This is a genomic window from Herbaspirillum sp. NPDC101397 (assembly GCF_044767325.1).
Lineage (GTDB): Bacteria > Pseudomonadota > Gammaproteobacteria > Burkholderiales > Burkholderiaceae_D > Herbaspirillum.
The window spans coordinates 299,659-326,119 of record NZ_JBIWNS010000004.1 but is presented as its reverse complement, the minus strand read 5'-3'; the positions used below and the strand labels follow the sequence as shown (position 1 = coordinate 326,119).

25 protein-coding genes, 1 tRNA gene and 1 pseudogene are annotated in these 26,461 nt (G+C 60.4%); 13 read left to right on the top strand and 14 right to left on the bottom strand.

Translation table 11 applies throughout. The features are described from left to right. Nucleotides 1-246: 246 nt before the first annotated feature. The 6 genes from secA (at nucleotide 247) to ACIROW_RS11985 (ending at nucleotide 7,129) form a co-directional block, all read left to right on the top strand. Nucleotides 247-3,018: a preprotein translocase subunit SecA gene (secA, locus tag ACIROW_RS12010; RefSeq protein ID WP_402275613.1), complete on the top strand. Its 2,772-nt coding sequence runs from the start codon at nucleotides 247-249 to the stop codon at nucleotides 3,016-3,018. Nucleotides 3,019-3,210: 192 nt separating this feature from the next. Then, nucleotides 3,211-3,531 (top strand): quaternary ammonium compound efflux SMR transporter SugE, encoded by a 321-nt coding sequence (gene sugE, locus ACIROW_RS12005; protein ID WP_029363820.1) that lies wholly within the window; start codon nucleotides 3,211-3,213, stop codon nucleotides 3,529-3,531. A gap of 4 nt (nucleotides 3,532-3,535) precedes the next feature. Next, complete coding sequence (locus ACIROW_RS12000) at nucleotides 3,536-4,291, top strand: DUF2272 domain-containing protein (RefSeq protein ID WP_402275611.1); 756 nt, start codon at nucleotides 3,536-3,538, stop codon at nucleotides 4,289-4,291. Between the two features lie 78 nt (nucleotides 4,292-4,369). After that, the gene (gene argJ / locus ACIROW_RS11995; RefSeq protein ID WP_402275609.1) at nucleotides 4,370-5,605 is read left to right on the top strand and encodes a bifunctional glutamate N-acetyltransferase/amino-acid acetyltransferase ArgJ; all 1,236 of its coding nucleotides are present in this window, start codon (nucleotides 4,370-4,372) and stop codon (nucleotides 5,603-5,605) included. A gap of 232 nt (nucleotides 5,606-5,837) precedes the next feature. Further along, entirely contained in the window at nucleotides 5,838-6,713 is an 876-nt protein-coding gene (locus tag ACIROW_RS11990) for an ATP-binding protein (RefSeq protein WP_402275607.1), read from the top strand. 20 nt (nucleotides 6,714-6,733) lie between these two features. Next, nucleotides 6,734-7,129, top strand: a complete 396-nt coding sequence (locus tag ACIROW_RS11985; RefSeq protein ID WP_402275605.1) for an NUDIX domain-containing protein — start codon at nucleotides 6,734-6,736, stop codon at nucleotides 7,127-7,129. Nucleotides 7,130-7,144: 15 nt separating this feature from the next. Here ACIROW_RS11985 and yacG read toward each other — a convergent pair whose 3' ends face one another. The 9 genes and pseudogenes from yacG to ispB all read right to left on the bottom strand — a co-directional run bounded on the left by yacG (nucleotide 7,145) and on the right by ispB (nucleotide 14,951). Further along, nucleotides 7,145-7,333 (bottom strand): DNA gyrase inhibitor YacG, encoded by a 189-nt coding sequence (gene yacG / locus ACIROW_RS11980; RefSeq protein WP_402275603.1) that lies wholly within the window; start codon nucleotides 7,331-7,333, stop codon nucleotides 7,145-7,147. A 33-nt stretch (nucleotides 7,334-7,366) separates the two neighbouring features. Continuing rightward, complete coding sequence (gene zapD, locus ACIROW_RS11975; RefSeq protein ID WP_402275601.1) at nucleotides 7,367-8,122, bottom strand: cell division protein ZapD; 756 nt, start codon at nucleotides 8,120-8,122, stop codon at nucleotides 7,367-7,369. Nucleotides 8,123-8,272: 150 nt separating this feature from the next. Continuing rightward, a complete protein-coding gene (gene coaE, locus ACIROW_RS11970) occupies nucleotides 8,273-8,923 on the bottom strand; it encodes a dephospho-CoA kinase (protein WP_402275599.1) in 651 nt (216 codons plus the stop codon). Nucleotides 8,924-8,950: 27 nt separating this feature from the next. Next, a complete protein-coding gene (locus ACIROW_RS11965) occupies nucleotides 8,951-9,814 on the bottom strand; it encodes a prepilin peptidase (RefSeq protein ID WP_402275597.1) in 864 nt (287 codons plus the stop codon). Beyond that, on the bottom strand, nucleotides 9,814-11,016 hold the full coding sequence (locus tag ACIROW_RS11960; protein ID WP_402275595.1) for a type II secretion system F family protein: 1,203 nt from the start codon (nucleotides 11,014-11,016) through the stop codon (nucleotides 9,814-9,816). The genes ACIROW_RS11965 and ACIROW_RS11960 overlap by 1 nt, the downstream gene beginning before the upstream one ends. Nucleotides 11,017-11,038: 22 nt before the next feature. Beyond that, nucleotides 11,039-12,190 (bottom strand): annotated as a pseudogene (locus ACIROW_RS11955) (ATPase, T2SS/T4P/T4SS family); the annotation flags it as partial. Nucleotides 12,191-12,397: 207 nt separating this feature from the next. Next, nucleotides 12,398-13,696, bottom strand: coding sequence for an HlyC/CorC family transporter (locus ACIROW_RS11950; RefSeq protein ID WP_402275592.1), 1,299 nt, complete (start codon nucleotides 13,694-13,696; stop codon nucleotides 12,398-12,400). A gap of 166 nt (nucleotides 13,697-13,862) precedes the next feature. Beyond that, nucleotides 13,863-13,939: transfer RNA gene (locus ACIROW_RS11945), tRNA-Pro, on the bottom strand. A 22-nt stretch (nucleotides 13,940-13,961) separates the two neighbouring features. Continuing rightward, nucleotides 13,962-14,951, bottom strand: a complete 990-nt coding sequence (ispB, locus tag ACIROW_RS11940; protein WP_402275590.1) for an octaprenyl diphosphate synthase — start codon at nucleotides 14,949-14,951, stop codon at nucleotides 13,962-13,964. Between the two features lie 271 nt (nucleotides 14,952-15,222). On the opposite strand from ispB, the gene rplU reads away from it, so the two are divergent. The 4 genes from rplU (at nucleotide 15,223) to proB (ending at nucleotide 18,560) form a co-directional block, all read left to right on the top strand. Next, nucleotides 15,223-15,534: a 50S ribosomal protein L21 gene (gene rplU / locus ACIROW_RS11935; protein ID WP_116436658.1), complete on the top strand. Its 312-nt coding sequence runs from the start codon at nucleotides 15,223-15,225 to the stop codon at nucleotides 15,532-15,534. Nucleotides 15,535-15,569: 35 nt separating this feature from the next. After that, entirely contained in the window at nucleotides 15,570-15,833 is a 264-nt protein-coding gene (rpmA, locus tag ACIROW_RS11930; protein ID WP_016834239.1) for a 50S ribosomal protein L27, read from the top strand. A gap of 377 nt (nucleotides 15,834-16,210) precedes the next feature. Further along, on the top strand, nucleotides 16,211-17,320 hold the full coding sequence (obgE, locus tag ACIROW_RS11925; protein ID WP_402275587.1) for a GTPase ObgE: 1,110 nt from the start codon (nucleotides 16,211-16,213) through the stop codon (nucleotides 17,318-17,320). A 121-nt stretch (nucleotides 17,321-17,441) separates the two neighbouring features. Further along, nucleotides 17,442-18,560 (top strand): glutamate 5-kinase, encoded by a 1,119-nt coding sequence (proB, locus tag ACIROW_RS11920; RefSeq protein WP_402275584.1) that lies wholly within the window; start codon nucleotides 17,442-17,444, stop codon nucleotides 18,558-18,560. 76 nt (nucleotides 18,561-18,636) lie between these two features. On the opposite strand, the gene ACIROW_RS11915 is transcribed toward proB, so the two are convergent. Beyond that, the gene (locus ACIROW_RS11915) at nucleotides 18,637-19,203 is read right to left on the bottom strand and encodes a CNP1-like family protein (RefSeq protein ID WP_402275582.1); all 567 of its coding nucleotides are present in this window, start codon (nucleotides 19,201-19,203) and stop codon (nucleotides 18,637-18,639) included. 6 nt (nucleotides 19,204-19,209) lie between these two features. Then, the gene (locus ACIROW_RS11910; protein WP_402275580.1) at nucleotides 19,210-19,803 is read right to left on the bottom strand and encodes an RNA pyrophosphohydrolase; all 594 of its coding nucleotides are present in this window, start codon (nucleotides 19,801-19,803) and stop codon (nucleotides 19,210-19,212) included. 237 nt (nucleotides 19,804-20,040) lie between these two features. Here ACIROW_RS11910 and ACIROW_RS11905 point away from each other — a divergent pair, with 237 nt between their 5' ends. Continuing rightward, nucleotides 20,041-21,765, top strand: a complete 1,725-nt coding sequence (locus tag ACIROW_RS11905; RefSeq protein ID WP_402275577.1) for a proline--tRNA ligase — start codon at nucleotides 20,041-20,043, stop codon at nucleotides 21,763-21,765. Nucleotides 21,766-21,782: 17 nt separating this feature from the next. Further along, entirely contained in the window at nucleotides 21,783-22,457 is a 675-nt protein-coding gene (locus tag ACIROW_RS11900) for a lytic transglycosylase domain-containing protein (RefSeq protein ID WP_402275575.1), read from the top strand. 72 nt (nucleotides 22,458-22,529) lie between these two features. Here the strand turns inward: ACIROW_RS11900 and ACIROW_RS11895 are convergent, their stop codons facing one another. From ACIROW_RS11895 to ffh, 3 genes are all read right to left on the bottom strand, one after another. Next, nucleotides 22,530-22,955: a hypothetical protein gene (locus ACIROW_RS11895; RefSeq protein WP_402275573.1), complete on the bottom strand. Its 426-nt coding sequence runs from the start codon at nucleotides 22,953-22,955 to the stop codon at nucleotides 22,530-22,532. Nucleotides 22,956-23,150: 195 nt separating this feature from the next. Further along, the gene (locus ACIROW_RS11890; protein ID WP_402275570.1) at nucleotides 23,151-23,609 is read right to left on the bottom strand and encodes an SWIB/MDM2 domain-containing protein; all 459 of its coding nucleotides are present in this window, start codon (nucleotides 23,607-23,609) and stop codon (nucleotides 23,151-23,153) included. A 224-nt stretch (nucleotides 23,610-23,833) separates the two neighbouring features. Continuing rightward, complete coding sequence (gene ffh / locus ACIROW_RS11885; protein ID WP_116436621.1) at nucleotides 23,834-25,201, bottom strand: signal recognition particle protein; 1,368 nt, start codon at nucleotides 25,199-25,201, stop codon at nucleotides 23,834-23,836. A gap of 297 nt (nucleotides 25,202-25,498) precedes the next feature. Here ffh and ACIROW_RS11880 point away from each other — a divergent pair, with 297 nt between their 5' ends. Beyond that, nucleotides 25,499-26,461, top strand: coding sequence for an ABC transporter substrate-binding protein (locus ACIROW_RS11880; protein ID WP_116436620.1), 963 nt, complete (start codon nucleotides 25,499-25,501; stop codon nucleotides 26,459-26,461).

The following is a 26,461-nucleotide window of genomic DNA, read 5'->3' as shown; positions in this document are numbered from 1 at the left end:
CTATTGACAGTATTTCTGCGCGCACGTATTCAGGTGCGTCGCAAAGATCGCAAGAACATTGCATCCTGGAAATTAGCGCATCGCCGTTGATGGCGGCCAAGCGTCTCAGTCGTGTCTGCGCCCGGCTGAGGCACTGCCTCGGGCCGCTTGCATGCTAAAATCCAAGGTTTATTGGCCTCATTCCGGTTCCGTGCGGGCAAAACTGCCGCGCAGAGTCATTTTTCGGCGCTTTTTTAGAATCCAAGCATGTCATTACTGACCCAGATTTTCGGTAGCCGCAATCAGCGGTTGCTCAAACAATATCAAAAAATTGTCCGTCAAATCAATGCGCTCGAAGCGGACATCGAGAAACTGTCGGATGCCGAGCTGCAAGCCAAGACGCCGGAGTTCAAGCAGCGCGTGGCAAGCGGAACCAAGCTTGACGACATTCTGCCGGAGGCTTTCGCGGTCTGCCGCGAGGCCAGCAAGCGCGTGCTCAAGATGCGTCACTTCGACGTCCAGCTGGTCGGCGGCATGGTGCTGCACTTCGGCAAGATCGCCGAAATGCGCACCGGCGAAGGCAAGACCCTGATGGCGACACTGCCGGCATACCTGAACGCCTTGTCGGGCAAGGGCGTGCACGTGGTCACCGTCAACGATTACCTGGCGCAACGCGATGCTGAATGGATGGGCAAGCTGTACGGCTGGCTCGGCCTGTCGACCGGCGTCAACCTGTCGCAGATGGAGCACGACCTCAAGCAGGGCGCCTACGCTTCGGACATCACCTACGGCACCAACAACGAATTCGGTTTCGACTACCTGCGCGACAACATGGTGTTCGATGCGACCGATCGCGTGCAACGCGGCCTGAATTTCGCCATCGTCGATGAAGTCGACTCGATCCTGATCGACGAAGCGCGCACCCCGCTGATCATTTCCGGCCAGGCCGAAAATCACACTGACCTGTACCACAAGATCAATGGAGTGCCACCGCTGCTGACGCTGCAGATCGGCGAAGAAACTCCCGACGGCAAGGGCAAGGTTGAAGTCCCGGGCGATTACACCAAGGACGAAAAGGGCCATCAGGTCCTGCTGACCGAAGCCGGCCACGAGCGCGCCGAACAAATCCTGACCAGCATGGGCCTGTTGCCGGAAGGCGCTTCGCTGTACGACGCCTCCAACATCTCGCTGGTGCATCACCTGTACGCCGCCTTGCGCGCCCACACGCTGTATCACAAGGATCAGCAATACGTGGTGCAGAACGGCGAAGTCGTGATCGTCGATGAATTCACCGGCCGCCTGATGACCGGTCGCCGCTGGTCCGACGGCCTGCACCAGGCCGTGGAAGCCAAGGAAGGCGTCAAGATCCAGAACGAGAACCAGACGCTGGCCTCGATCACGTTCCAGAACTATTTCCGCATGTACGGCAAGCTGTCCGGCATGACCGGCACCGCCGACACCGAAGCCTACGAATTCCAGGAAATCTATAACCTGGAAACCGTGGTGATTCCGCCCAACCGTCCAAGCGCCCGCAAGGATCGCCAGGATCAGGTCTACAAGACATCGCAAGAGAAGTACACGGCGATGGTCAAGGACATCCAGGATTGCTACGAGCGCGGCCAGCCAGTATTGGTCGGTACGACTTCGATCGAAAATTCCGAGCTGCTGTCGGGCATCCTGAACCAGTCCAAGCTGCCGCATAACGTCCTCAACGCCAAGCAACACGCGCGCGAAGCGGAAATCATTGCGCAGGCCGGTCGCCCCAAGATGATCACGATCGCCACCAACATGGCCGGTCGCGGTACCGACATCGTACTGGGCGGCAACGTCGAAAATCAGATCAAGATCATTGACGCCGATGCGTCCCTGTCGGATGCCGACAAGGCGGCGCAAGCACAAAAACTGCATGACGAATGGCAGTCGCTGCACGACCACGTGGTCGGCGCCGGCGGCCTGCACATCATCGGCACCGAACGCCACGAATCGCGTCGCGTCGACAATCAGCTGCGCGGCCGTTCAGGCCGTCAGGGCGATCCGGGTTCGTCGCGTTTCTATCTGTCGCTGGACGACGCGCTGCTGCGCATCTTCGCCGGCGATCGCGTGCGCGCGATCATGGACCGTCTGAAGATGCCGGAAGGCGAACCGATCGAAGCGGGCATCGTTTCGCGTTCGATCGAATCGGCGCAGCGCAAGGTGGAAGCGCGCAACTTCGACATCCGCAAGCAATTGCTGGAATACGACGACGTCGCCAACGACCAGCGCAAGGTGATCTACCAGCAGCGCAATGAGTTGCTGGAAGCCGCCGAAATGGAAGAGATGATCACGTCGCTGCGCGAAGGCGTGTTCACCGAAGCCTTCCGCACCCACGTGCCGGAAGAGTCGGTCGAAGAGCAATGGGACATCCCGGCGCTGGAAGCCGCCCTCGCCAACGAATGGCAACTGGCCGTGCCGCTGACGGCCATCTTGGAAGCCGAGCCGAACCTGACCGACGAAGAGTTGCTTGAGCGCGTCCTGTCCGCTGCGGCAACGACGTACAAGGCCAAGGTCGATGTGGTCGGCACCGAAGCGTTCAGCGGTTTCGAGCGCAGCGTCATGCTGCAGAGCATCGACAGTCACTGGCGTGAACATCTGGCGGCGCTGGACCATCTGCGCCAGGGTATTCACCTGCGCGGCTATGCGCAAAAGAATCCGAAGCAGGAATACAAGCGCGAAGCCTTTGAGCTGTTCGCCCAGATGCTCGATCTGATCAAGAACGAAGTCATCAAGATCGTCATGACGGTACGCATCGAAAGCCGTGAGGCGATCGAAGAAGCCGAAGAAAACCTGGCGCAGTCGCACGTCGAAAACGTGCATTACCAGCATGCCGATTTCGACGCCAATGCGGCGCCGGAAGAGCTGCTGGCGCCGACCGCCAGCGCCGCTTCCGACGACAATGCCCAGCAACCGCTGGTCAACGGTTTGCCGAAGGTCGGCCGCAACGATCCATGCCCATGCGGCAGCGGCAAGAAGTACAAGCAATGCCACGGCAAGCTGGCTTAAGCCGCTGTTAGTTGTTAGTTGTTAGTTGTTAGTTGTTAGTTGTTAGTTGTGATTGAGCCGCTCCCGATTTCCGGAGCGGCTTTTTTCTTTCGTTCTCCGCGCCGTAGTGCAACGACGGCCGGCCCCGTGCGTGGACGACCTCGCCGCGGATTCACTCGATGGGGACGGCCCCGCAGCGTAAAGGAATTGGCTATGGCCTGGATCATTCTGGTATTGGCGGGTTTGTTTGAAGTGGCGTGGGCGGTCGGACTGAAATACACCGACGGCTTCACGCGTTTGTTGCCGAGCGTGGCGACGCTGGCTGCGATGGCCGTCAGCGTCGGTCTGCTGGCGCTGGCGGTGAAGACCCTGCCGCTCAGTACCGCCTATGCCATCTGGACCGGCATCGGCGCCGTCGGCGCGGTCATCCTCGGCATCGTGCTGTTCCACGAATCAGCATCGCCGGCGCGGCTGGCCTGCCTGGCGCTGATCATCGTCGGCATCATCGGTTTGAAAGTGGTTTCACCGGAATGACAACATGACAAAGAAAGCAAGCATGCGCTTCCCGATAACTCCGTTCCGCTTTCTTGTGGCCTCGGCTTTGCTGGTGACGCTGGCGGCGTGCGGCAGCGCCCCGGTAGCGACGACGGAGGCTTCCGCCTTGGCCGTGCGTCAGGATGCACCGCCGCGTGCCGCCTTGCTGGCGGCGGCCGAAACCGAATGGTCGTTTTTCGATCGCCAGCAGATCGACATGCGCGGCGAATTCCTCAGCGCCCCACGCCTGGGTTTGCTGGAAGATGAAGGCGAGGCGGTGCAGCGCGTAGGCATGTACTGGCAGTCGGTGGGCAAGTCCCTCACCGGCGCCGATACGCAGCAAGCCTGGTCGGCGGCGTTCATTTCCTACCTGATGCAGGCGGCGGGGATTTCTTCTGATGACTTCCTGCCCAGCGACGTGCACTTCAACTACCTGAGTTATCTCAAGGCGCGCCAGAGCCTGCCGGCGCCGCTGTTCGTGCTGCGTCCGGCGGCGACCGAACCGATCGCACCGGGCGACCTGATCTGCGCACCGCGCGACAGCAACCAGGCCGCCACGCTGGACGACATCCGGCCGGGTTTGCCGGGACATTGCGATCTTGTCTACGAAATCCATCCCGAGCGCGGCTGGGCCGGCGTGATCGGCGGCAACGTCTTCAATTCGGTGTCGGAGTCGCTGATTCCCATCGACGCCAATGCACGGCTGCTGCCGCTGGCGCGACGCCCCTGGTTCGTGGTCGCCAAGAATCTGATGCCGTAAAAATATTCCGGTCATCCGATCCGATTACAATAACGCTCTCCCGCATTCCCTTTCACCTTTAACGCTGACTAGACAACCATGGCCGTCAATTCTCCTCTTCCCGTTTCCGCCGATCTGAAACCCGTTGCCGGCATCGAGCTGGGCTACGCCGAAGCCGGCGTGCGCAAGGCCAACCGCAAGGATTTGCTGGTCATGAAACTGGCGCCGGGCGCCACCATCGCCGGCGTGTTTACGCTCAACCGTTTCTGCGCGGCGCCGGTGCAAGTCTGCAAGACGCATCTGGCGCAAGCCAGCGATGCCGCGCCTATCCGCGCGCTGGTGATCAACACCGGCAACGCCAACGCCGGCACCGGCGAAGAAGGCCTGGCGCGCGCCAACGACACCTGTGCCGAACTGGCGAACTTGCTCGGCCTGAAGCCGGAGCAAGTCCTGCCGTTCTCCACCGGCGTCATCCTCGAACCCCTGCCGGTCGACCGCATCAAGGCAGGCTTGCCTGCTGCGATCGCCAACCTGAAGACCGACAACTGGTTCGCCGCCGCCGAATCCATCATGACCACCGACACCCAGCCGAAAGCGGCCTCGCGCACGATCACCATCGGTGGCAAGAAAGTGGTCATGACCGGCATCAGCAAAGGCGCCGGCATGATCAAGCCGAACATGGCGACCATGCTCGGCTACCTGGCGTTCGACGCCAAAGTGCCGCAGGCGCTGCTGAACCAACTGGTCAAGGACGCCGCCGACCAGTCGTTCAACTGCATCACCATCGACGGCGACACCTCGACCAACGACTCCTTCATGCTGATCGCCACCGGCGCCGGCGAACTGGAAATCACCAGCGCCGACAGCGCCGAGTACAAGGAACTGGCCGCTGCCGTGAGCGCGCTGTCGCAGAACCTCGCACACCAGATCGTGCGCGACGGTGAAGGCGCCACCAAGTTCATCGAAGTCACCGTGGAAGACGGCAAGAGCGTCGATGAGTGCCGCAAGATCGCCTACTCGATCGGCCACTCGCCGCTGGTCAAGACGGCCTTCTTCGCCTCCGATCCGAATCTGGGCCGCATCCTGGCGGCGATCGGTTATGCCGGTGTCGACGATCTCGACGTCTCGAAACTGAACCTGTACCTGGACGACGTCTGGGTCGCCAAGAACGGCGGCCGTAATCCGGATTACAAGGAAGAAGACGGCCAGCGCGTCATGAAGAAGAGCGAGATCACGGTGCGCGTGAAGCTGGCGCGCGGTACGGCCAAGGCGTCGATCTGGACTTGCGACCTGTCCCACGAGTATGTCACCATCAACGCCGACTACCGCTCCTGAATTCGTTCATAAGCTGCTGCGCGACTCAATCCCGGCGCTGTGATGCCCGCCGTACGTCAGTACGGCTGCGCTTCTCGCACCGACCTTGAGCCGCTCGCTAAGCTTCTGAGCGAATTCAGAGCCTGAGATGTTTTTAGTTGAACGGCTCGCGGTTCTCACGAATTTTATTCACGCGCGGCGGATCGGGTTTCCGTCACAATGTGAAATTCCTTGATCCTCCTTGCCCCTTGTCATGACTCAATTAGATCAGTTTCTTCAGCGCGCCGAGGCCTTGCTGGCCCGTATCGAATCCATCCTGCCGCAGTCGGCGACGTCGGTGGAGTGGGACAAGGGCGTGGCGTTTCGCTGGCGCCGCCGCAATGGCAATAACGGCGGCGGTTACCTGCAGTCGGTTGGCCATATCTCCCACATCGCCTTGTCCGACCTGCATAACATCGGGCCGCAGAAGGAACAGATCGACCAGAACACCAAACAGTTCGTCGACGGCCGTCCGGCCAACAACGTGCTGCTGACCGGTGCGCGCGGCACCGGCAAGTCTTCGCTGATCAAGGCTTGCCTGAACCAGTACGCCGACCGGGGCCTGCGCCTGATCGAGGTGGACAAGGACGACCTGCACGACCTGCCCGACATCGTCGACCTGGTGTCGGCGCGTCCGGAACGCTTCATCATCTTCTGTGACGACTTGTCCTTCGAAGAAGGCGAGAGCGGCTACAAGGCGCTCAAGGTGGCGCTCGACGGCAGCATCGCCGCGCAGTCGGATAACGTGCTGATCTACGCGACTTCCAACCGCCGCCACCTGATGCCCGAGCGCATGTCGGACAACTCGACGTACACCCACACCGACGACGGCGACCTCCATCCCGGCGAAACCGTGGAAGAAAAGATCTCCCTGTCCGAGCGTTTCGGCCTGTGGGTGACCTTCTATCCGTTCAAGCAGGACGACTATCTTGAAATCGTGGCGCACTGGCTGCGTCATTTCGGCTGCGATGCGGCCCAGATTGAAGCAGCGCGCGGCGACGCCCTGCGCTGGGCCCTGCAGCGCAGCTCGCGCTCGGGTCGCGTGGCCTGGCAGTTCTCCAAGGATTACGCCGGAAAGCTCAAAGCCTGATGATACTTGCCAAGGAGGCAATGCCGCCGATCGACGTGGCCGTCGGTATCCTGATGAAGCCGAACGGTGACGTCCTGCTGGGGCAGCGTCCCGAAGGCAAGCCATACGCCGGTTACTGGGAGTTTCCCGGCGGGAAGGTCGAAGCCGGCGAGTCGGTGCTGGATGCGCTCAAGCGCGAGTTTCTGGAAGAACTGGGAATTGAAGTGGTGTCGGCCGAAGCTTGGTGCGGCGTGCAGCACATCTATCCGCATGCGCACGTGCGTTTGCATTTCTACATCAGCCGGGACTGGCGCGGTGAACCGCAAAGCCTTGAGGGGCAAGCGTTTGCGTGGCAGGGCAGCGTGGATGTCGCGCCGTTGCTGCCGGCCACGATTCCGTTGATCGAGTGGATCGATAAACTCCGGCTGCCGGTCTGACCGACGCGGGCTGGTCTATTGGACTGAGGAATTGTCCTCGTCCGGCTCCTGCGGCAGGTTGACGGCGGGGATGGCGTATTTTTCTTCGGCCCATGCGCCGAGATCGATCTGTTTGCAGCGGTCCGAGCAAAACGGCCGGTATTTGTTCTTTTCGGTCCATTCCACCTTGGTGCCGCAAGTGGGGCAGTCTACGATTGTTGCCATAACGTGTACCTGAGTTCTATCTGAATCGCTTGCTTAAAACCCGCACAATGCCAGTTCGAACGGCACTTCGCCTTCGAAAGGCTTGGGTTTCATGTCGCCGTCTTGGGAAGTGAAGCGCACCCACAGCATGTACTTGTTGGCCGAAATCTCGGGGATCGCGCCCATCTCTTCGTCGATCACCAGACGCAGCATCTGATAAATCTTCCCTTGCAGCATCTGCTGGTAACTTCCGCCTTCTGCGTTGATTTTGACCGGTTGTCCCGATTCCCGCAGCAGTCGCATGACGATGCCGACGGCGTCGAACAACGGCACCAGCGGTGCAAACCAGTTGGAAATATCGGTGAAACGCTGCTCCGCCGTGCGTTTTTGCCAGGCGTAGTAAGAAGGCAGGTCGAATTCGCAGGCGCCGCCCGGGATGATGGTGCGGCCGCGGATGCTCATGAGCCATTCGTTTTCGCGGATATTCTGGCCGGTCCGGCCTTGCGAGGCAGCCAAAGCGGCGCTGGCGCGGTCGACTTCGCTCAGGATGGCGTTGAGCATCTCGGCTTCGACATTGGGATTGGATTGGTAGGCCAGCAGGATTTGCTTCTGGCGTTCCAGTTCTTGCAGCAGATCGGATTTGAGGTCGGCGCGTCCAGCCACTTCGAGCATCTCGAAAATGGTGGAGAGGGCGACATGATGTTGCAGCGGGCTTTCCTGATGCAGGAAGAACACGAACTTCTCGTGCAAATCCTCCAACCGCAACAGCGTGCGAATACGCTCGTTGAAAGGGTATTCGTAAACGATCAAAGCTGCGTCCCTTTAAAGTTGAATCGGATTCGACAACGCGCTTTATGAATATGTCTTCAACAATTGCACAATTGCAGAATAGTGAAGAGAGTGAGGATATTGATAAAGCGCGCGTTCAATTTACGTGATTCTGACCCATGCAGAGGAAAATTACAAATGCCCATCGCGATTTGTTTTCGCCATGGCCAGATAGAGCGCGTGCAGGCGTTCGATTTGCGGCAGCAACGCAGCGGTGTCGCCATTGTTTTCGATGACGTCGTCGGCTGCTGCAAGCCGCTCTGCGCGCGTGGCCTGGGCCTTCATGATGGCCTCGACTTGCGCGCGCGTCATGCCATTGCGTTGCATGACGCGGGCGATCTGGACTTCTTCGCTGCAATCGACAACGAGGATGCGCGAGGTGCGTGTGCGCCATTGTTGGGACTCGACCAGCAGCGGTACCACAAAGATGAGGTAATCTCCGCGCGCCGCTTGCGCCGCGCGCGCGGTCTCGCTGCGGATCAGCGGATGCAGCACGGCCTCCAGCCGTTTGCGCGCGCCGGCGTCGGCGAATACATGGGCGCGCATGCGGGGGCGGTCCATGGCGCCGTCGGCGCCGATGAAGTCGTCGCCGAATGTTGCACGGATGGCGTCAATGGCGGCGCCGCCCGGTGTGGTCAGCTGATGGGCGATGGCGTCGGTGTCGATCAGTGCCGCACCGCGTTCGCCGAACAGGTCGGCGACAGTGGTCTTGCCGCTGCCGATGCCGCCGGTCAAGCCGATCGAAAATGGCGTTGCGCCGACGGTGGAAGAAATGTCGTTCATCAATGCAATTTGAATTAACGCCCTGAATCAGGGCTCGAACAGAAATAGAAATTTGCCGTACAGCAGCATCAGTACGCCGCCCAGCGCCAGGTACGGGCCGAACGGAATGGTCTGATCCTTGCTCTGCTTGCGCAGGAGCACCATGGCGATGCCGACCAGAGCGCCGACGCAGGACGCCAGCACCAGGATCAGCGGCAGCGCCTGCCAGCCCAGCCACGCGCCGAGCGCCGCCAGCAGCTTGAAGTCGCCGTAGCCCATGCCTTCCTTGCCTGTGGCCAGCCTGAAGATCCAGTAAATGCTCCAGAGTACAAGATAACCGGCCGCTGCGCCCATTACCGCATCGGCCAACGGGACAAAGACACCGTCGAGGTTGACCAGCAGGCCCAGCCACAGCAGCGGCAATGTCAGGCTGTCGGGCAGCAGCTGGGTGTGGGCGTCGATGAAGCCAAGCGCAATCAGGAAATAGACGAAGACCAGTGCGGCGACGCCTTCCAGGCCGAGGCCGAAATGCCAGGCCGTCAGCGCCGACAGCAGCGCGGTGAAGATTTCCACTGCCGGATAGCGGCGCGAGATGGCAGTGCGGCATGCGGCGCAACGTCCGCGCAGCAGCAGGTAGCCGAGTACGGGAATGTTGTGCCGGGCCGCAACGGGTGCTGCGCAATGCGGGCAAGCCGAGCGCGGCGTCCACAGGCTGTAGCGCTCGCCATGCGGCGGGATGCGGCCGGCTTCATAGGCGAGGTAGTTCTCGGCTTCGCGCTGCATCATCTGCGGCAGCCGGTGAATCACCACGTTGAGGAAGCTGCCGATCAGCAGTCCTGCGCAGGCGGCCAGCGCCGCCGCTGCGGCAGTGCCGCCGGCGGGCATGTCGGCAAGAGTCAGCAGGTCGAACATCAGATAACGGATCCCAGTTTGAAAATAGGCAGGTACATCGCAATCACCAGGCCGCCGATGACGACGCCCAATACCAGCATGATAAAGGGTTCCACCAGCGTGGAGAGGGAAGCGACCGCTTCGTCGACCTCGATTTCATAAAAATCGGCGACTTTGGCCAGCATCTGGTCGAGCGCGCCTGATTCCTCGCCGATGGCGACCATCTGCCCGACCAGTTCCGGGAAAAGTCCGGTGCTCTCGATCGCCGCCGCCAGGCTGGCGCCGTCGCCGACCTCGCGACCAATGGTGGCGGTGGCTTCGGCGTATACCGCGTTGGCCGCCGCGCCGCGCACAGATACGAGTGCATCGACCAGCGGCACGCCGGCGGCAAACAGTGTCGCCAGGGTACGGCTCCAGCGCGCCAGCGCCGCCTTGCGCACGATGTTGCCGACCACCGGCAGACGCAGCAGCCAGCGGTCGGCCCGGGCCTGCAAGGCGGGCGACCTGCGCCATGCCCGCAGTAGCCAGGCGCCCGCCCCGCCAAACGTCGCGACCAGCAGCCACCAGTATGCCGTCATGAAATCCGAGATGGCGATGACGATCAGCGTCGGCAGCGGCAACACTGCGCCGAAGCTGCCGAATACCTCCTTGAACGACGGCACCACCCAGATCATGATGATGGACGTCACCAGCACGGCGACCCCCACGATGGCGACCGGATAGACCAGCGCGGCGCGTACTTTGCTGCGTGTGGCCAGCGTTTTTTCCTTGTACTGGGCCAGGCGCGCCAACAATTCATCGAGCAGGCCTGCTTGTTCGCCTGCCGCCACCAGGTTGCAATACAGTGCATCGAACTGGCGCGGATGACGGCCGAAGGCCTGGTGCAGGCCGCTGCCGCCTTCCACGTCGGTGCGCAGTCCGGTCACCAGCCGCGCCAGCGCCGGATTGGCCTGGCCGCGCGCGACGATGTCGAACGCCTGCAGCAACGGCACCCCGGCCTTGAGCATGGTCGCCAGTTGCCGCGTGAACAGCGCGATGTCCTTCTCGCCGATGCGCTTGTCGCGCTGTACGCTTTTTTTGCGGATGGATGCCGCCTGGATGCCTTGGCGTCGCAGTATCGCGCCGACCAGCGCCGGACCGCCGGCGCGCATCTCGCCGCGTGCGGGTTTGCCTTGGCGATCGCGGCCCTCCCAGGCATAGAGCTCGTCGCGTGCCGTCGTCATGCAGAGGCGTCCGGTGACATTGTCACAGATTGGTGCATGCGAGAATCTCCTCCAGGCTGGTCAGGCCATCGCAGACTTTTTGCAGACCGGCCTGGCGCAGCGTGAGCACGCCTTCGCGCACCGCCTGCGCTTCGATGTCCGGCGCCGTGGCGTGCGCCAGAATCAGGGCTTCGATGGTCTCGCTGATCGGCATGACCTGGTAAATCCCGACGCGTCCCTTGTAGCCGGTGCCGCCGCAGCGGCGGCAACCGGCGGCGCGATGCGGGGTCCAGCCGCCGTTCAGGTCCGCCGCGCCGAAACCGGCTTCGCGCAGCGCCTGCACGGGGATGTCCGCCGGCTGCTTGCAAGCGCACAGCCTGCGCGCCAGTCGTTGCGCCGTGATCATGATCACCGACGAGGCCACGTTGAAGGCCGGCACGCCCATGTTCATCAGGCGCGTGAGCGTCGACGGCGCATCGTTGGTATGCAGCGTGGAAAACACCAGATGCCCGGTCTGCGCCGCCTTGACGGCGATGTCGGCGGTCTCGAGGTCGCGGATCTCGCCCACCATGATCACGTCCGGATCCTGGCGCAGGAAGGCGCGCAGCGCAACCGGAAAGGTCAGTCCGGCGCGCGGGTTGACGTTGACCTGATTGATGCCGGGCAGGCTGATTTCAGCCGGATCCTCGACCGTCGAAATATTCGTGCCGGGCTGGTTCAGGATGCTGAGGCAACTGTACAGCGACATCGTCTTGCCCGAACCGGTCGGGCCGGTCATCAGCACCATGCCGTAAGGCCGGCGGATCGCCTGCAGCAGCAGTTCCTTCTGTGCGGCGTCGTAGCCGAGCGTGTCGATGCCCAGTTGGGATCGGCTGGCGTCGAGGATGCGCATGACGATCTTCTCGCCGAACAGCGTCGGCAGCGTCGACACGCGGAAGTCGATGGCGCGCGTCGATGACAGCGCCAGCTTCATGCGGCCATCCTGCGGCACGCGCTTTTCGGCGATGTCGAGGCCTGAAATGATCTTGATGTGCGAAGCCAGCTTGTCCTTCATCGACAGCGGCGGCTCTACGATGTCGCGCAATTGGCCGTCGACGCGGAAGCGGATGCGGCAATGCTTCTCAAACGGTTCAAAATGCAGGTCCGAGGCGCCGAGGTTGATGGCGTCGAGCAGGATTTTTTGCAAGTAATTGACGGCGGAGACGTCGTCGAAGTCAGGGATGGGCGTAGAAGCGGAAGCAAGTGCAGAAGCGCGCTGGAGCATGGTGACGGTGCCGGCAAGAGTCTAGGGAACGACCGGCGTTGCACCGGCGTCTTGCTGGCATCGTCGTATCGGAACTGCATCGGGAGTGAACCTGACGCGACCGATGATGCGGCTTGCGTACCGCCTTGTAAATCGTAGCTATTCGGCTTTCGGCGCTTTTGCAGCGGATGGCGCGAACAGCTTGACCACCTTGATGGCCTGGTTCTGCACCTGGACGATTTCGATGATGCAGCCGGCGATGCGCACCGACACGTTGGCTTCGGGGATGTCGCGCAGCCATTCCAGCAGCAGGCCGTTGAGCGTCTTGGGACCGTCCAGCGGCAGGCTCAGGCCCAGGCGCTTGTTGATGTCGCGCAGGGTAGTGGCGCCTTCCAGCAGGCATTCGCCATCCTTGTTCCAGGCGAAGCTGTCGGCGCGCGCGGCGCCCGGCACCGAGGTGGTGAACTCGCCGATCATTTCCTCGATGATGTCTTCCAGCGTCACCAGGCCCTGCACTTCGCCGTATTCGTCGACGATGATGCCGAGGCGTTCGTGGTTTTCCTGGAAGTATTGCAGCTGCGTGAAGACGTCCGTGTCCTGCGGGATGAAATACGGCGCGCTCAGCAGCGCACGAATTTCTTCGCTGGTAATTTCCTCATCCTGGCTGAACAGCATGATCGCCTTTCGCACATGCAGGATGCCGACGATCTGGTTGATCTCGCCTTCATAGACCGGCAGCTTGTTGTGATAACAGGTCGCCAGCTGGTTGCGAATTTCATCGATGGAAACCGACAGGTTGAGCGCCTCGACCTGGGCGCGCGGCGTCATGACGTCTTCCACCGAAATCTTCTCGAGATCGAACAGGTTCAGCAGGATGCTCTTGTGCTTTTGCGGAATGAAGTTGCCGCCCTCGAGCACGATCGAGCGCAGCTCTTCCGGCGACAGGCGCTGGTCGTGGGAGCGGCCGCTGGCCTTGATATGGATGATGCGCAGGATCGTCGAGACGATGATGTTGACCACCCACAGCAGCGGCTTGGCCAGCGCCATCAGCGGCTTGAGGAAGAAGCCGGTAAACAGCGAGATGCGTTCCGGATAAGTCGCACCGATGATCTTGGGCACGATTTCGGCAAAGATGATCAGCAGGCCGGCCACGCAGGCGGTGGCGATGGTGATGACTTTTTCGTGGTTGCCGAAGGCGGCGATCGCCAGCGCGGTGACCAGCGCCGTTGCCAAAGCGTTGATCAGCGTATTGGCGATCAGGATCAGCGACAGCAGGCGGTCGGTGCGCTCAAGCAGCCACAGCAGCGTGATGGCGCGCTTGTTGCCATGCTTGGCTAGATGCCTGAGGCGATGCCGGTTGGCAGCCATCAGGGCGGTCTCGGTCATCGAAAAGAATGCCGAGCAAAGAATCAGAAGTGCCAGTGCAAGAATTTGCACCCATATGGGCACGGTATCCAAAGGGTCACCGTAAGGGAAGTTGATGTAGTCGCCTGCTCCGGCCACGGGTACAAGCCCGCTTCCGTGACGCAAACGAAGCTGGATTCTAACACCAATTCAGAGGGGGAACTGAGGGTGGACCTGCGACGCCTGCTGAAAAAACATGCGTCGTGAAACACGGGAAACCTGGTCGGGGTGAGAGGATTCGAACCTCCGGCCTCTACGTCCCGAACGTAGCGCTCTACCGGGCTAAGCTACACCCCGACGGTGGGTGTCTTGTCGTTGATCAGTGATTGCGGTCAACGGCGAACGTCGATAATTCTAGCAAAGAATTTTTGTACTTGCTATCCGGCAGCGACTTCACCGCGTCGGCTGCACGGCGTGCCGCTTTTTGCGCTTCCTGGCGGGTGTAATCGAGCGCACCCGAGCTCGTAATGGCAGCCAGGATCTCGTTGAAATGCTGCTCGTCGCCGTTCTCGATACAGCTGCGCACCAGTTCGCGTTGTTCTGCGGTGCCGTTTTCCATCAGATAGATCAGCGGCAAGGTCGGCTTGCCTTCGCGCAGGTCGTCGCCGACGTTCTTGCCGATTTCGGCGGCGTTGCCGGAATAGTCCAGCACGTCGTCGATCAGCTGGAAGGCGGTGCCCAGCGAACGGCCATATTCGCCGGCGGCTTCGATGCCGGCTTCGTCGGCGCCGGAAATCAGCGCACCCAGCTGGGCGGCGGCTTCGAACAATTTGGCGGTCTTGGAGCGGATCACGCGCAAGTAATCTTCTTCGTTGACGTCCGGATTGTGCATATTGAGCAATTGCAGCACTTCACCTTCGGCGATCACGTTGGTGGCGTCGGCGACGATTTGCATGACGCGGGCGTTGCCCACGGCCACCATCATCTGGAAGGCGCGCGAATAAAGGAAGTCGCCCACCAGCACCGAGGCGGCATTGCCGAACAGGGCATTGGCGGTTTCCTTGCCGCGGCGCAATGACGATTCGTCAACAACGTCGTCATGCAGCAGGGTCGCGGTGTGGATGAATTCGATCACCGCCGCCAGCGAGTGGTGAGCCGTGCCTTTATAAGCGTAGGCATTGGCGATCAGCAGCACCAGCACGGGCCGGATGCGCTTGCCGCCGGCGCTGATGATGTATTCGGAAACCTGGTTCACCAGCGGCACTTCGGAATAAAGTTGCTGGCGGATAACGGTATTGACCTCGCCCATGTCGGCAGCTATCGGGTCAATGAAGGAATTGGGCGTAGCGGTTTGGAGAGCGGCGGACAAGGCTGAACCTGTGAAAAATCAAGATTGCCGTGATTATACGATGACAAACGCGCTGCCACGTACCGCCGCGACTGTTTCGAATTGTGCTTTTCTTGCAGGAAATTGCCGTATTGCCATTTTCATCAGGTGTTGCACACGGAAGTCAAGAGCTTTTGACGGGCAGGCTAAGTCTATGTATAATTGGAGGTTTTCCCGATTCGAAAGCCGCTTTTCATGGGCCTCGCAGAGGAGAAAAAGAAAATTTATTCATTCATTTTCGATGAGGTTTCACATGTACGCGGTCATAAAAACCGGGGGCAAACAATATAAAGTTGTCGCTGGTGAAAAATTTAAAGTAGAACAGATACCGGCAGACATTGGCTCCCAAATCACTTTGGATCAAGTGCTCGCAGTGGGCGCAGGCGATACCGTTAAATTCGGTGCGCCATTGGTCGAGGGTGCAACGGTGCTGGTTACTGTCATAGCGCAGGGTCGCCACGACAAGGTCAAGATCTTCAAGATGCGTCGTCGTAAGCATTATCAGAAGCGTCAAGGCCATCGCCAGAACTACACCGAACTGCAAATCGTCTCGATCAACGCTTAACAGCGCAGGTCAAACTAGATACAAGGAGTCCTTAAATGGCACATAAAAAAGGCGGCGGCACTACGCGCAACGGCCGTGATTCAGAGTCGAAGCGACTCGGCGTCAAGGTCTATGGCGGCCAAGCGATCAACGCTGGCGGCATCATCATTCGTCAACGCGGCACCAAGGTTCATCCTGGTGAAAACGTTGGCATGGGCAAGGACCACACTCTGTTCGCATTGACAGAAGGTAAAGTCCAGTTCGTGATCAAGGGCGTTGCGAAGCGCCAGTACGTTACTGTTGTTGCAGCGGCTGCTTAAGTTTTTACTTGAGTCCTGCAATTCAGTGACTACATAGGGCGCAAGCCTTAGCAAAAGTTGTTTTAAGGCTCTGCCTCTGGTGGAGCCTTTTTTAGTTTCTAGCTGTCTGTTTTTGTATTCATCCTGCAGCGCGCAGGTCTGCCGTCCGGTGTCACCAACGTGACCAGCGTGAGCAACGGCGTGGCTGACGCGACTGTACTTGTAGCTCTAGGAATCTCTGCCTAAGCTACCCGTGTTCCGATCATGGCCCGTGTTCTTCTGGCGCCGCTGTCGTTCGGACACTGTCTCCGGCGAACGGTCTTCATTGATGCCCACCGCTTGCCCGGCTAAGTTTATTTTAAGCAGAGCTTCTTACTTTTAAGTTAGCGGTAACAATCATGAAGTTTATCGACGAAGCAAAGATCGAACTGATCGCGGGCGATGGCGGCAACGGCGTTGCCAGTTTTTGCCGTGAAAAATTCCGTCCGTTCGGTGGTCCCGACGGCGGCGACGGCGGCAAGGGCGGCAGCATCTGGGCCGTCGCCGACCGTAACGTCAACACCCTGATCGACTATCGCTATTCCAAGCTGCACAAGGCGCGCAACGGTGAAAACGGCCGCGGCTCGGATTGCTACGGCAAGGGCGCCGACGATATTTTCCTGCGCATGCCGGTAGGCACGCTGATCGTCGACCACAACACCGGCGAACATATTGCCGATTTGACCGAGCACGAGCAGGTTGTCCTGCTGGCGCAAGGCGGCGAAGGCGGCTGGGGCAACATCCATTTCAAGACGTCCACCAACCGCGCCCCGCGTCAAAAGACCGAAGGCAAGGAAGGCCAACGCCGCGAACTGAAGCTGGAGCTGAAGGTGCTGGCCGACGTCGGCCTGCTGGGTATGCCCAACGCCGGCAAGTCGACCTTCATCTCGGCTGTGTCCAACGCACGTCCGAAGATCGCCGACTATCCATTTACGACCCTGCATCCGAACCTGGGCGTGGTACGCGTGAGCCATGAAAAGAGCTTCGTGATCGCCGACATCCCGGGCCTGATCGAAGGCGCCGCCGATGGCGCCGGCCTGGGCGTGCAGTTCCTGCGCCACTTGCAGCGTACCGGTTTGCTGTTGCACATCGTCGATCTGGCGCCGTTTGAAGATACTGTCGATCCGGTCAAGGAAGCCAAGGCCATCGTCAAGGAATTGCAGAAGTACGACGATTCCCTGTTTGACAAGCCGCGCTGGCTGGTGCTCAACAAGCTCGACGTGGTGCCGGAAGCGGACCGCAAGAAGCGCGTCAAGGACTTCGTCAAGCGCTTCGGCTGGAAGGGGCCGGTGTTTGAAATCTCCGCGCTGACCCGCGACGGTTGCGAAGACCTGATCACCGAAATCTACGGCTACCTGGAAACCAAGCGTCACCAGGAACATCGCGCCGAAGAAACCCAGATGACCGAAGAAGCGCGCGGCATTTCCTCGATTGATCCGGATGATCCGCGTTTCAAGGTACTCGACTGATCGTCTGCCGGTCAATCTGCAAGTAAATCGTTTACTATCTTGTTCTCGATGCATGTCCGTCGACACCCATGGTGCTGCGGACATTTGAATTTTACGGCCCGGCCGATCTTCCTCCAACAACATGCATTCCGTCATACAACAAGCCAAGCGGCTGATCATCAAAGTCGGTTCCTCGCTCGTGACCAACGATGGCAAGGGGCTCGACAGCGCTGCCATCGCCATGTGGGCCGAGCAGATCGCGCATTTGCGCACGCTCGGCAAGGAAGTGGTGCTGGTCAGTTCCGGCGCGATCGCCGAAGGCATGCAGCGTCTCGGCTTCGATCGCCGTCCGACCGGCGTGCATGAATTGCAGGCCTGCGCTGCCGTCGGCCAGATGGGTCTGGCGCAAATCTACGAAACCAGTTTCCGCGCGCATCAGCTCGGGACCGCGCAGGTGCTGCTCACACACGCCGACCTGGCCGACCGCGAGCGTTACCTCAACGCACGCTCGACCTTGTTCACGCTGCTGCGTTTCGGCGTCGTGCCGATCATCAACGAGAACGACACCGTCGTTACCGATGAAATCAAATTCGGCGACAACGACACGCTTGGCGCATTGGTCGCCAACCTGATCGAAGCCGACGCGCTGATCATCCTGACCGACCAGCGCGGCTTGTACACGGCTGATCCGCGACGCGATCCCGACGCCCAGTTCGTACATGAAGCCAAGGCCGGCGATCTCACGCTGGAGGCCATGGCGGGCGGCGCCGGCAGCGGCATCGGTCGTGGCGGCATGCTCACCAAAATCCTCGCGGCCAAACGCGCCGCCACCTCGGGTGCGCACACCGTGATTGCCTGGGGGCGTGAAGAGAGCGTGCTGAGCCGCCTCGCCGCCGGCGAAGCCATCGGCACGCAATTAACGGCGCAGACCGCGCAACTGACTGCACGCAAGCAATGGATGGCCGATCATCTGCAGACGGCCGGTCGCGTGGTCCTGGACGACGGCGCCGTGCAGAAGCTCACGGCCGAAGGCAAGTCGCTGCTGCCGATTGGCGTCACGGAAGTGGCGGGCGAATTCGGTCGCGGCGATGTCATCACTTGCGTCGACGCAAGCGGCAAGCCTGTTGCGCGCGGCATCAGCAATTACGCCAGTTCGGATGCGCGCCGCATCGTGCGTCATCCTTCGTCGGAAATCCTCTCCATCCTCGGCTTTGTCGAAGAGTCCGAACTGATCCATCGCGACAACCTGGTGCTGGTATAAACCGGTAAATTCGCTGAAAAAACAAAAGGGGCGCAGTGTTCATCTGCGCCCCTTTTGCATTCTGCGTCGGCAGGACTTACTCTCTGGCAGGATCGATCGGACGATTTTCACGCAGGCGGTTGCTGATTTTTCTCAGATCACCGTCCAGTATGCCAACTTGACAGAAATAGCTCTTGTAGAGAGCCGCGTCCTGGCGATTGGCGCCGGCGTCCTTGATGCGTATCCATTTGTCGTGGCGCGAACGCGACCAGCTGCCATCGCTGCGGCCGAAGGCGTACTGCTTGATCTCGTAAGTTTCGCAGCGAATGCCTGAATAAATGATATTGGTGGCGCCGCCGCTGCTCTTGGTCACCATGATGTAGCGTACGACGTTGTCAGAGCCGATGCTCAGCGACTTGAGATCGACGTAGGATTTCGACGTCGTGGTCGGGCCGACGTAGAACTCGGCAAGATTCTCTGGCAGCGGCGCCGGGGGTAACTTGACGGCGATCTCTTGCCACGGCTTCTCTTCATCGTCGAATTCTTCGTCGAAGTTGCCCAGCTGTTGAGCGAAACTGAGCGTAGCCGAACACAACAGCAGACCTGCCGCCAGGGTGCGGACAAGTCGGTGCGGAGCAAAGATATTGCGGAAACGTTGGGACATGAAGATTCACTTAATGGTGGGCGGAGTGGCGGAGCCGCAAGGATCTGCCTGTGGGGCATTGCCGGGATGATCGGATGACGCGTGCTCGGTTTTGCCAGCGGCATCGGGGCGGCGATGTCCGGCATGCGGTCGCGCCAGGAAGCGCGACAGCTCCTTGAGCGCCTGCTGATAGACGTCGCGTTTGAACTCGATGACCACATCCAGCGGGACCCAATAGTCGTGCCAGCGCCATGCGTCGAACTCGGGATGCGAGGTCAGGCGCAGGTTGACGTCGCAATCGCGGCCGACCATGCGCAGCAGGAACCAGATCTGTTTTTGCCCACGATAATGGCCGCGGATTTCACGCTTGATGAAATGATCGGGCACCTCATAGCGCAGCCAGTCGCGCGTGCGACCGATGATCTTGACGTGTTCCGCCTTCAGGCCGATTTCTTCTTCGAGTTCGCGAAACATCGCCTGTTCGGGAGTTTCGCCATGTTTGATTCCGCCTTGTGGAAATTGCCACGAATGTTCTCTAACCCGCTTGCCCCACCAGACTTCATTCTGGGCATTGAGCAGGATGATGCCGACGTTCGGGCGGAAGCCTTCTCGATCCAGCATGGTGTACCTCAAAACTTTCTGCGGCAGGGCGTCCTCTCTTGCCCTATCCGGCCTCCGCTGGCAATTGCTCGATAATTGTCAGCACGCGCCTTTATCAAGCGCGGCAAAGACCGGCACATCGACGCGCGATGTGCATGAAACAGGGATCAAATGTGCAAAGAGTGGGCGCATCAGCCAGCTAATCCTTTAAAATTAGGTTGATTATAAACCTTCCTCTTTTAAAAAGAACTCATCGTCATGCGCGCCTCCCGATTTTTTATTTCCACCTTGAAAGAAGCTCCTTCCGACGCCGAAATCGTCAGCCACAAGCTGATGATGCGGGCCGGGATGATCAAGCGGCTCGGCTCCGGGATCTACACGTACATGCCGATGGGCCTGAAGGTAATCCGCAAGGTGGAAGCGATCGTGCGCGAGGAAATGAACCGTTCCGGCGCCATCGAATTGTTGATGCCGGTGGTGCAGCCGGCCGAGCTGTGGCAGGAAACCGGACGTTGGGACAAGATGGGCGCTGAGCTGATGCGCGTGAAGGATCGCCATGGCCGCGACTTCGCCATCCAGCCGACCTCCGAAGAAGTGGTTACCGACGTTGCTCGCACCGAGCTGCGCAGCTACAAGCAGTTGCCGGTCAACTTCTATCACATCCAGACCAAATTCCGCGACGAGCGCCGTCCGCGTTTCGGCCTGATGCGTGGCCGTGAATTCACCATGAAGGACGCCTACTCCTTCGACCGCGATATCGACGGCCTGAAAAAGTCCTACCAGGTCATGTACGACGCCTACGTGCGCATTTTCACGCGCTTCGGCCTGCAGTTCCGCGCCGTCGCGGCCGACAACGGCGCCATCGGCGGTTCGGGCTCGCATGAGTTCCACGTCATCGCCGCCACCGGCGAAGACGCGCTGGTGTATTGCCCTACGTCCGACTACGCCGCCAACATGGAAGCGGCCGAAGCAGTTGCCGTCAATGCCACGCGGGGCGCAGCCACAGAAGCGCTGACCAAGACCGCGACCCCGGGCAAGGCCAAGTGCGAAGCGGTGGCCGAGCTGCTCAAGCTGCCGCTGGAGCGCACCATCAAGTCCATCGTACTGACCGTCGAGAAGGAAAAGCCGGAAGACAAGGAAGTCTGGCTGCTGCTGCTGCGCGGCGATCACGAACTCAACGAAGTCAAGGCCGGCAAGATTCCCGGTCTGGCCAATTATCGTTTCGCCAACGAAGCCGAAATCGTCGAATGGTTCGGCACGCCACCGGGCTACCTCGGACCTATCGGCACCAAGAAGCCGGTCAAGGTCGTGGCCGACCGCACCGTCGCCAACATGAGCGATTTCGTCTGCGGCGCCAACGAAGCCGACTTCCACTTCACCGGCGCCAACTGGGGCCGCGATCTGCCGGAACCGGCCGTCGCCGATATCCGCAACGTGGTCGAAGGCGACGCGTCGCCGGATGGCAAGGGCGTGCTGGCAATCCAGCGCGGCATCGAAGTCGGCCACGTGTTCCAGCTCGGCACCGCGTATTCGGAATCAATGAAGGCGACTTATCTGGACGAAGCCGGCAAGCCGCAACCGCTGCAGATGGGTTGCTACGGCATCGGCGTCACGCGTATTCTGGGTGCCGCCATCGAGCAGAACTTCGATGACAAGGGCATCATCTGGCCGGCCACGCTGGCGCCGTTCGAAGTGGTGCTGTGCCCGATGGGCTACGACCGCAGCGAAGCGGTCAAGGCGGAGATCGACAAGCTGTACGACGCGCTGGTCGCAGCCGGGGTCGACGTCATCCTGGACGACCGCGGTGAACGTCCGGGCGCCATGTTTGCGGACTGGGAGCTGATCGGCGTGCCGCACCGCGTGGTCATCGGCGACCGCGGTCTCAAGGACGGCCAGATTGAATACCAGGGCCGTCGCGACACTGCAGCCACACCGGTGCCGCTGGCCGATGCTCTCGCCTTCATCCAAGGCAAGCTGGCCTGAACGGCATTCACCGCAACATGCGGTTGGTGCGTCAGGTCCTGATGCTGGCGTGTGGTGCGCAATGGCTGCTTGCCGTTGCCGCCCACGCCGGCAATCAAAAAGAAGAGCAACTGGCGGATTCGCTCCGCTCGGTGCTCGCGCAAGCGGTGGCGGACGCCCGTCCGCCGAAGCCGCAATTTTCCATCATCGAAGAACGCATCGCCTACCTCAACTGGCTGGGCGAGATGTCCGATCGCCTGCGCGAGACGATACCCGACCGGCGCGGTCGCCTGGAATTGCTGGAGAGCGCCTGGTATGAAGCGCGTCGCGCCGGACTCGATCCGGCCCTGGTACTGGGATTGATCCAGGTGGAATCGGCTTTCCGCAAATATGCGATCTCGTCGGCCGGCGCCACCGGCTACATGCAAGTGATGCCGTTCTGGACGCGCGTCATCGGCGATGGCGACCGCCGCAAGCTGTTCCACCTGCGCAGCAACCTGCGCTATGGCTGCGTAATCCTGCGGCTGTATCTGGATCAGGAGGGCGGCGATTATTTCATGGCGCTGGGACGTTACAACGGCAGTCGCGGCCAGGCTGATTATCCGAATGCGGTACTGAGCGCATGGAGGCGTTGGGAGTACGGCAATTCCGTGAGCGGAAATCCGCTCGCTCAAAAAGGAGAGGGGATCAGCGCCGAAACAATTCGGCGCTGATCCCCTCTGTCGGCGTCGCTAGTCCAGTCTGCCGGGTAAATCGTTTACAGCCAATCTTTTACAGCCAATCTCTTACTGTGTAGTCGCGGGTACGATCGTCACGTCCTTGCGCAGGATGCCGCCGGAGGGCGCGTTGCCTTCCACGTCGGTGGGGTTCTCAATGCGGCGCTGGCAATCGGCCTGGTCGCTGGCCGGCAAGGCCTTGCAACGATTTACCGCGTTGGAAGAATATTGTGTCTGCTGGCCGTCATTGAGCTTGCCCTGTTTGGCCTGCTGGTAAGCGGCGCCGGCTTCGCGCAGACAGGTGGCCTTGTCCTGGTTGGATTGGCCGCTGGTGCAAACGGCTTTTTCACGTTGATATTGCGCGTCGAGCTCGGAGTTGCTCTTGCCAGCAGCGAAAACACCGCCGGCAGTCAGGAGGCTCACTGCAGCGATGCTGATTGCTGCGGTTGTCTTGCGCAGGCCCGCGCGGGCCGGGTTGGGTTGAGGAAATGTCATGCCGAATCCTTTCAGGTTTACGTCCGTGCAGTCTAGACTCCGGCCCAAAACCCAAAGTTCAGCCGGCGACAGAGATATCGCTCTCCTGTAGGAATGCACTGTCGGCGCATGACCCGAATCGCATCCAAAAACAAAAACGCCCGCGCGTTGCGGGCGTTTTTGTTTTGCAAGCAAGTCTGCAAAAACCTGTATTGCCTATTTCAAATGGCCGGAAATCAGCTTGGTCATTTCAAACATCGATACCTGTTTCTTGCCGCCGAACACGACTTTCAACTTGTCGTCCGCGTCGATATTGCGCTTGTTCTCAGGGTTTTGCAGATTGTGTTTCTTGATGTATTCCCAGACCTTCTTGGTCACTTCCGTACGTGGCAGAGGTTTCGCGCCCACGACTTCAGCCAGCGCTGCGGACGGTGTCAGCGGCTTCATGAAGGCGGCGTTGGGAGTACGTTTGACGGCTGGTTTCTTTGCTGCCGGCTTGGCTGCTGCTTTTGGTGCGGCGGCCTTCTTTGGTGCGGCGGCTTTTGCTGCAGGCTTTGCTGCTGCTTTTGGTGCTGCCTTTTTCGGTGCTGCGACTGCTTTCTTCGGTGCTGCTTTCGGTGCTGCTTTTGCTACGGGCTTCTTCGCTGCGGCTGCGGGTTTTTTGGCTGTGGCCATCTGTAAGCCTCCTTAATAAGAGATCAAGCAAGGAAAGAGTTGAATGCGCAAATCACGCACCAGCAATAGTGGTGCGGTTTTCCCGGCGATGCAAGTGTTTTTTAGCGCTTTTCGGGGCGAAAACACGCTATAAGCAACGACGATTGCGAAAACCCGCTTTGCTCCTCTCAAAAAGCCGCCCGGCGCGGCTTTCGCGCTGCGCCGGGACACCCTCCAAAGTGGCCTCAGCGCATGCCCGGCATCATGCCTTTCATGCTGCGCATCATCTTCATCATGCCGCCGCCTTTGAGCTTCTTCATCATGGTCTGCATCTGGTCGAACTGGGCCAGCATGCGATTGACTTCCTGCACCTGCACACCGGCGCCGGCGGCGATGCGGCGCTTGCGCGTGGCCTTGATCAGTTCCGGCTTGGCGCGCTCTTGCAGCGTCATCGAGTTGATGATGCCTTCCATGCGGCGCACCTGCTTTTCAGCCTGGTCCATGTTGGTCTTGCCGGCGGCCTGCTGCATCTGGGCCGGCAGTTTGTCCAGCAGGCCGGCCATGCCACCCATCTTTTTCATCTGGCCGAGCTGGGCCTTGAAGTCGTTGAGGTCGAACTTGCCGCCGCCCTTGATCTTTTGGGCGAGGTCGTTTGCAGCAGCGACGTCGACGCCTTTGCGTGCTTCTTCGACCAGCGCCAGGATGTCGCCCATGCCGAGGATGCGATTGGCCATGCGGCTTGGATCGAAGGCTTCCAGGCCGTCGAGTTTTTCGGCCACGCCGGCGAACTTGATCGGCTTGCCGGTGATGTGGCGCACCGACAAGGCGGCGCCGCCGCGCGAGTCGCCGTCCAGCTTGGTCAGTACGATACCGGTCAGCGGCAGCGCGTCGCTGAAGGCCTTGGCGGTGTTGATGGCGTCCTGGCCGAGCATGGCGTCGACCACGAACAGGGTTTCGATCGGCTTGACGGCGGCGTGCACGGCGCTGATTTCCTGCATCATCGCTTCGTCGATGCCGAGACGGCCGGCGGTGTCGATGATCAGCACATCATGGAAATGGCGCTTGGCGTAATCGAGCGCGGCCAGGGCGATGTCGACTGGCTTGTCGGTGGTCTTGGTCGGGAAGAAGTCGGCGCCGGCTTGAGCGGTCACGGTTTCCAACTGGCCGATCGCGGCTGGACGGTAGACGTCGGCGGAGACGGTCAGGACCTTTTTCTTGGTGGTCTCGCGCAAGTACTTGGCGAGCTTGCCGACGGTGGTTGTTTTACCGGCGCCCTGCAGACCGGCCATCAGAATGATCGCCGGCGGTTGGGTGGCGAAGTTGAGCTGCGAGGCTGCCGGACCGAGGTCGGCACCCATCAGGCTGGCCAGCTCGCGCTGGACCACGCCGACCAGTGCCTGGCCCGGGGTCAGCGAACCGATGACTTCTTCGCCGAGAGCTCTTTCCTTGACCTTGGCGATGAACTCGCGCACTGCCGGCAGGGCGACGTCGGCCTCCAGCAGCGCCAGGCGCACTTCGCGCAGCATCTCGGCGGTATTGGATTCGGTCAGGCGCGCCTCGCCGCGCATGGTTTTGACGACTTTGGCAAGGCGTTGGGTGAGATTGTCGAGCATGATGAACCGTTATCTTGAAGAAATGGGTGCGGCCCGCGCCGGAAATTTCGGGTGAAAATCGTCCGGGCGAAAACCGCAGCGTAAGCAGCCATTTTACCCGATCGCACCGCCTCTCAGCGGCTATCCCTGCAGGCCCCTGAACAAGAGTAGGGGAAAGTACGGTATTGTTCTCGCTGCAGGATTTGTGTATACAGTGGCCTTGCACAGAATGAATGGACGGTTCTTCCCACGAGGAAGACGCATATCAACCCGCGGCGTACTTCGCTCGCGGCGCAAACATAACGACAGGAGAGAGAGATGCACAAGAAACTCATCGCGGCGGCTGCAGTCGCCATCATGGCGGCAGGCGCTTCCTTCAGCGCCGGCGCACAGGAAGTGATCCGCCTCGGCAACCTCAAATTCGCCCACTACGGCGCGGTGTCCTATATCAAGGAAATCGCCCCGAAATGCGGCATCAAGGTCGACGAAAAAGTCTTCGCCAAGGGTCCCGACGTGATGCAGGGCATCCTCGCCGGTGAACTCGACGTCGGCACCACCGCTTCGGAAGCCGCCATTTCGGGCCGCGCCAACGGCGCGCCGATCTATGTCGTGGCCGGTTTCGCCAAGGGCGGCGCGCGTCTGGTGGCAGGTAAGGATTCCAACATCAAGTCGGTCAAGGATCTGAAGGGCAAGAAAGTCGGCGTCACCCGCGGCGGTATCCATGAAGTGCTGCTCGACGCCGAACTCGGCCAGAACGGCCTGACTTCCAAGGACGTGACCATCGTCTACCTGGCGTTTGCCGACCTCAACCAGGCGCTGCTGGGCAAGAACATCGACGCCATGATGCAGAGCGAGCCGCAATCCTCGCAGGCGATCAACAAGGGCTACGGCGTCGAAGTCATGAAGCCGTACGACACCCCGATCGGCGAACCGGTGCGCACCATGGTGATGACCGAGAAGTTCTACAAAGAGAAGCGTCCGCTGGCCGAGAAGTTCATGCGCTGTTTCCTGGAGGCGACCAAGACCTTTATCGACAACAAGGAAACCGCCGAGAAATACGTGCGTGAAGTGATCTTCAAGAACCAGATCACCAAGGAAGACTTCTACGACGCCATCGGCAATTCTCCATACGCCTATGACATCACCGCCGAGCATATCCAGATCACCACCGACACCATGGCCAAGTACGGCACTGGCAAGATGGCCAAGCCGCCGGTCGCCAAGGATTGGGTGAAAACCGATCTGCTGGAGCAAGCCAAGAAGAGCATGAACCTGAAGTAA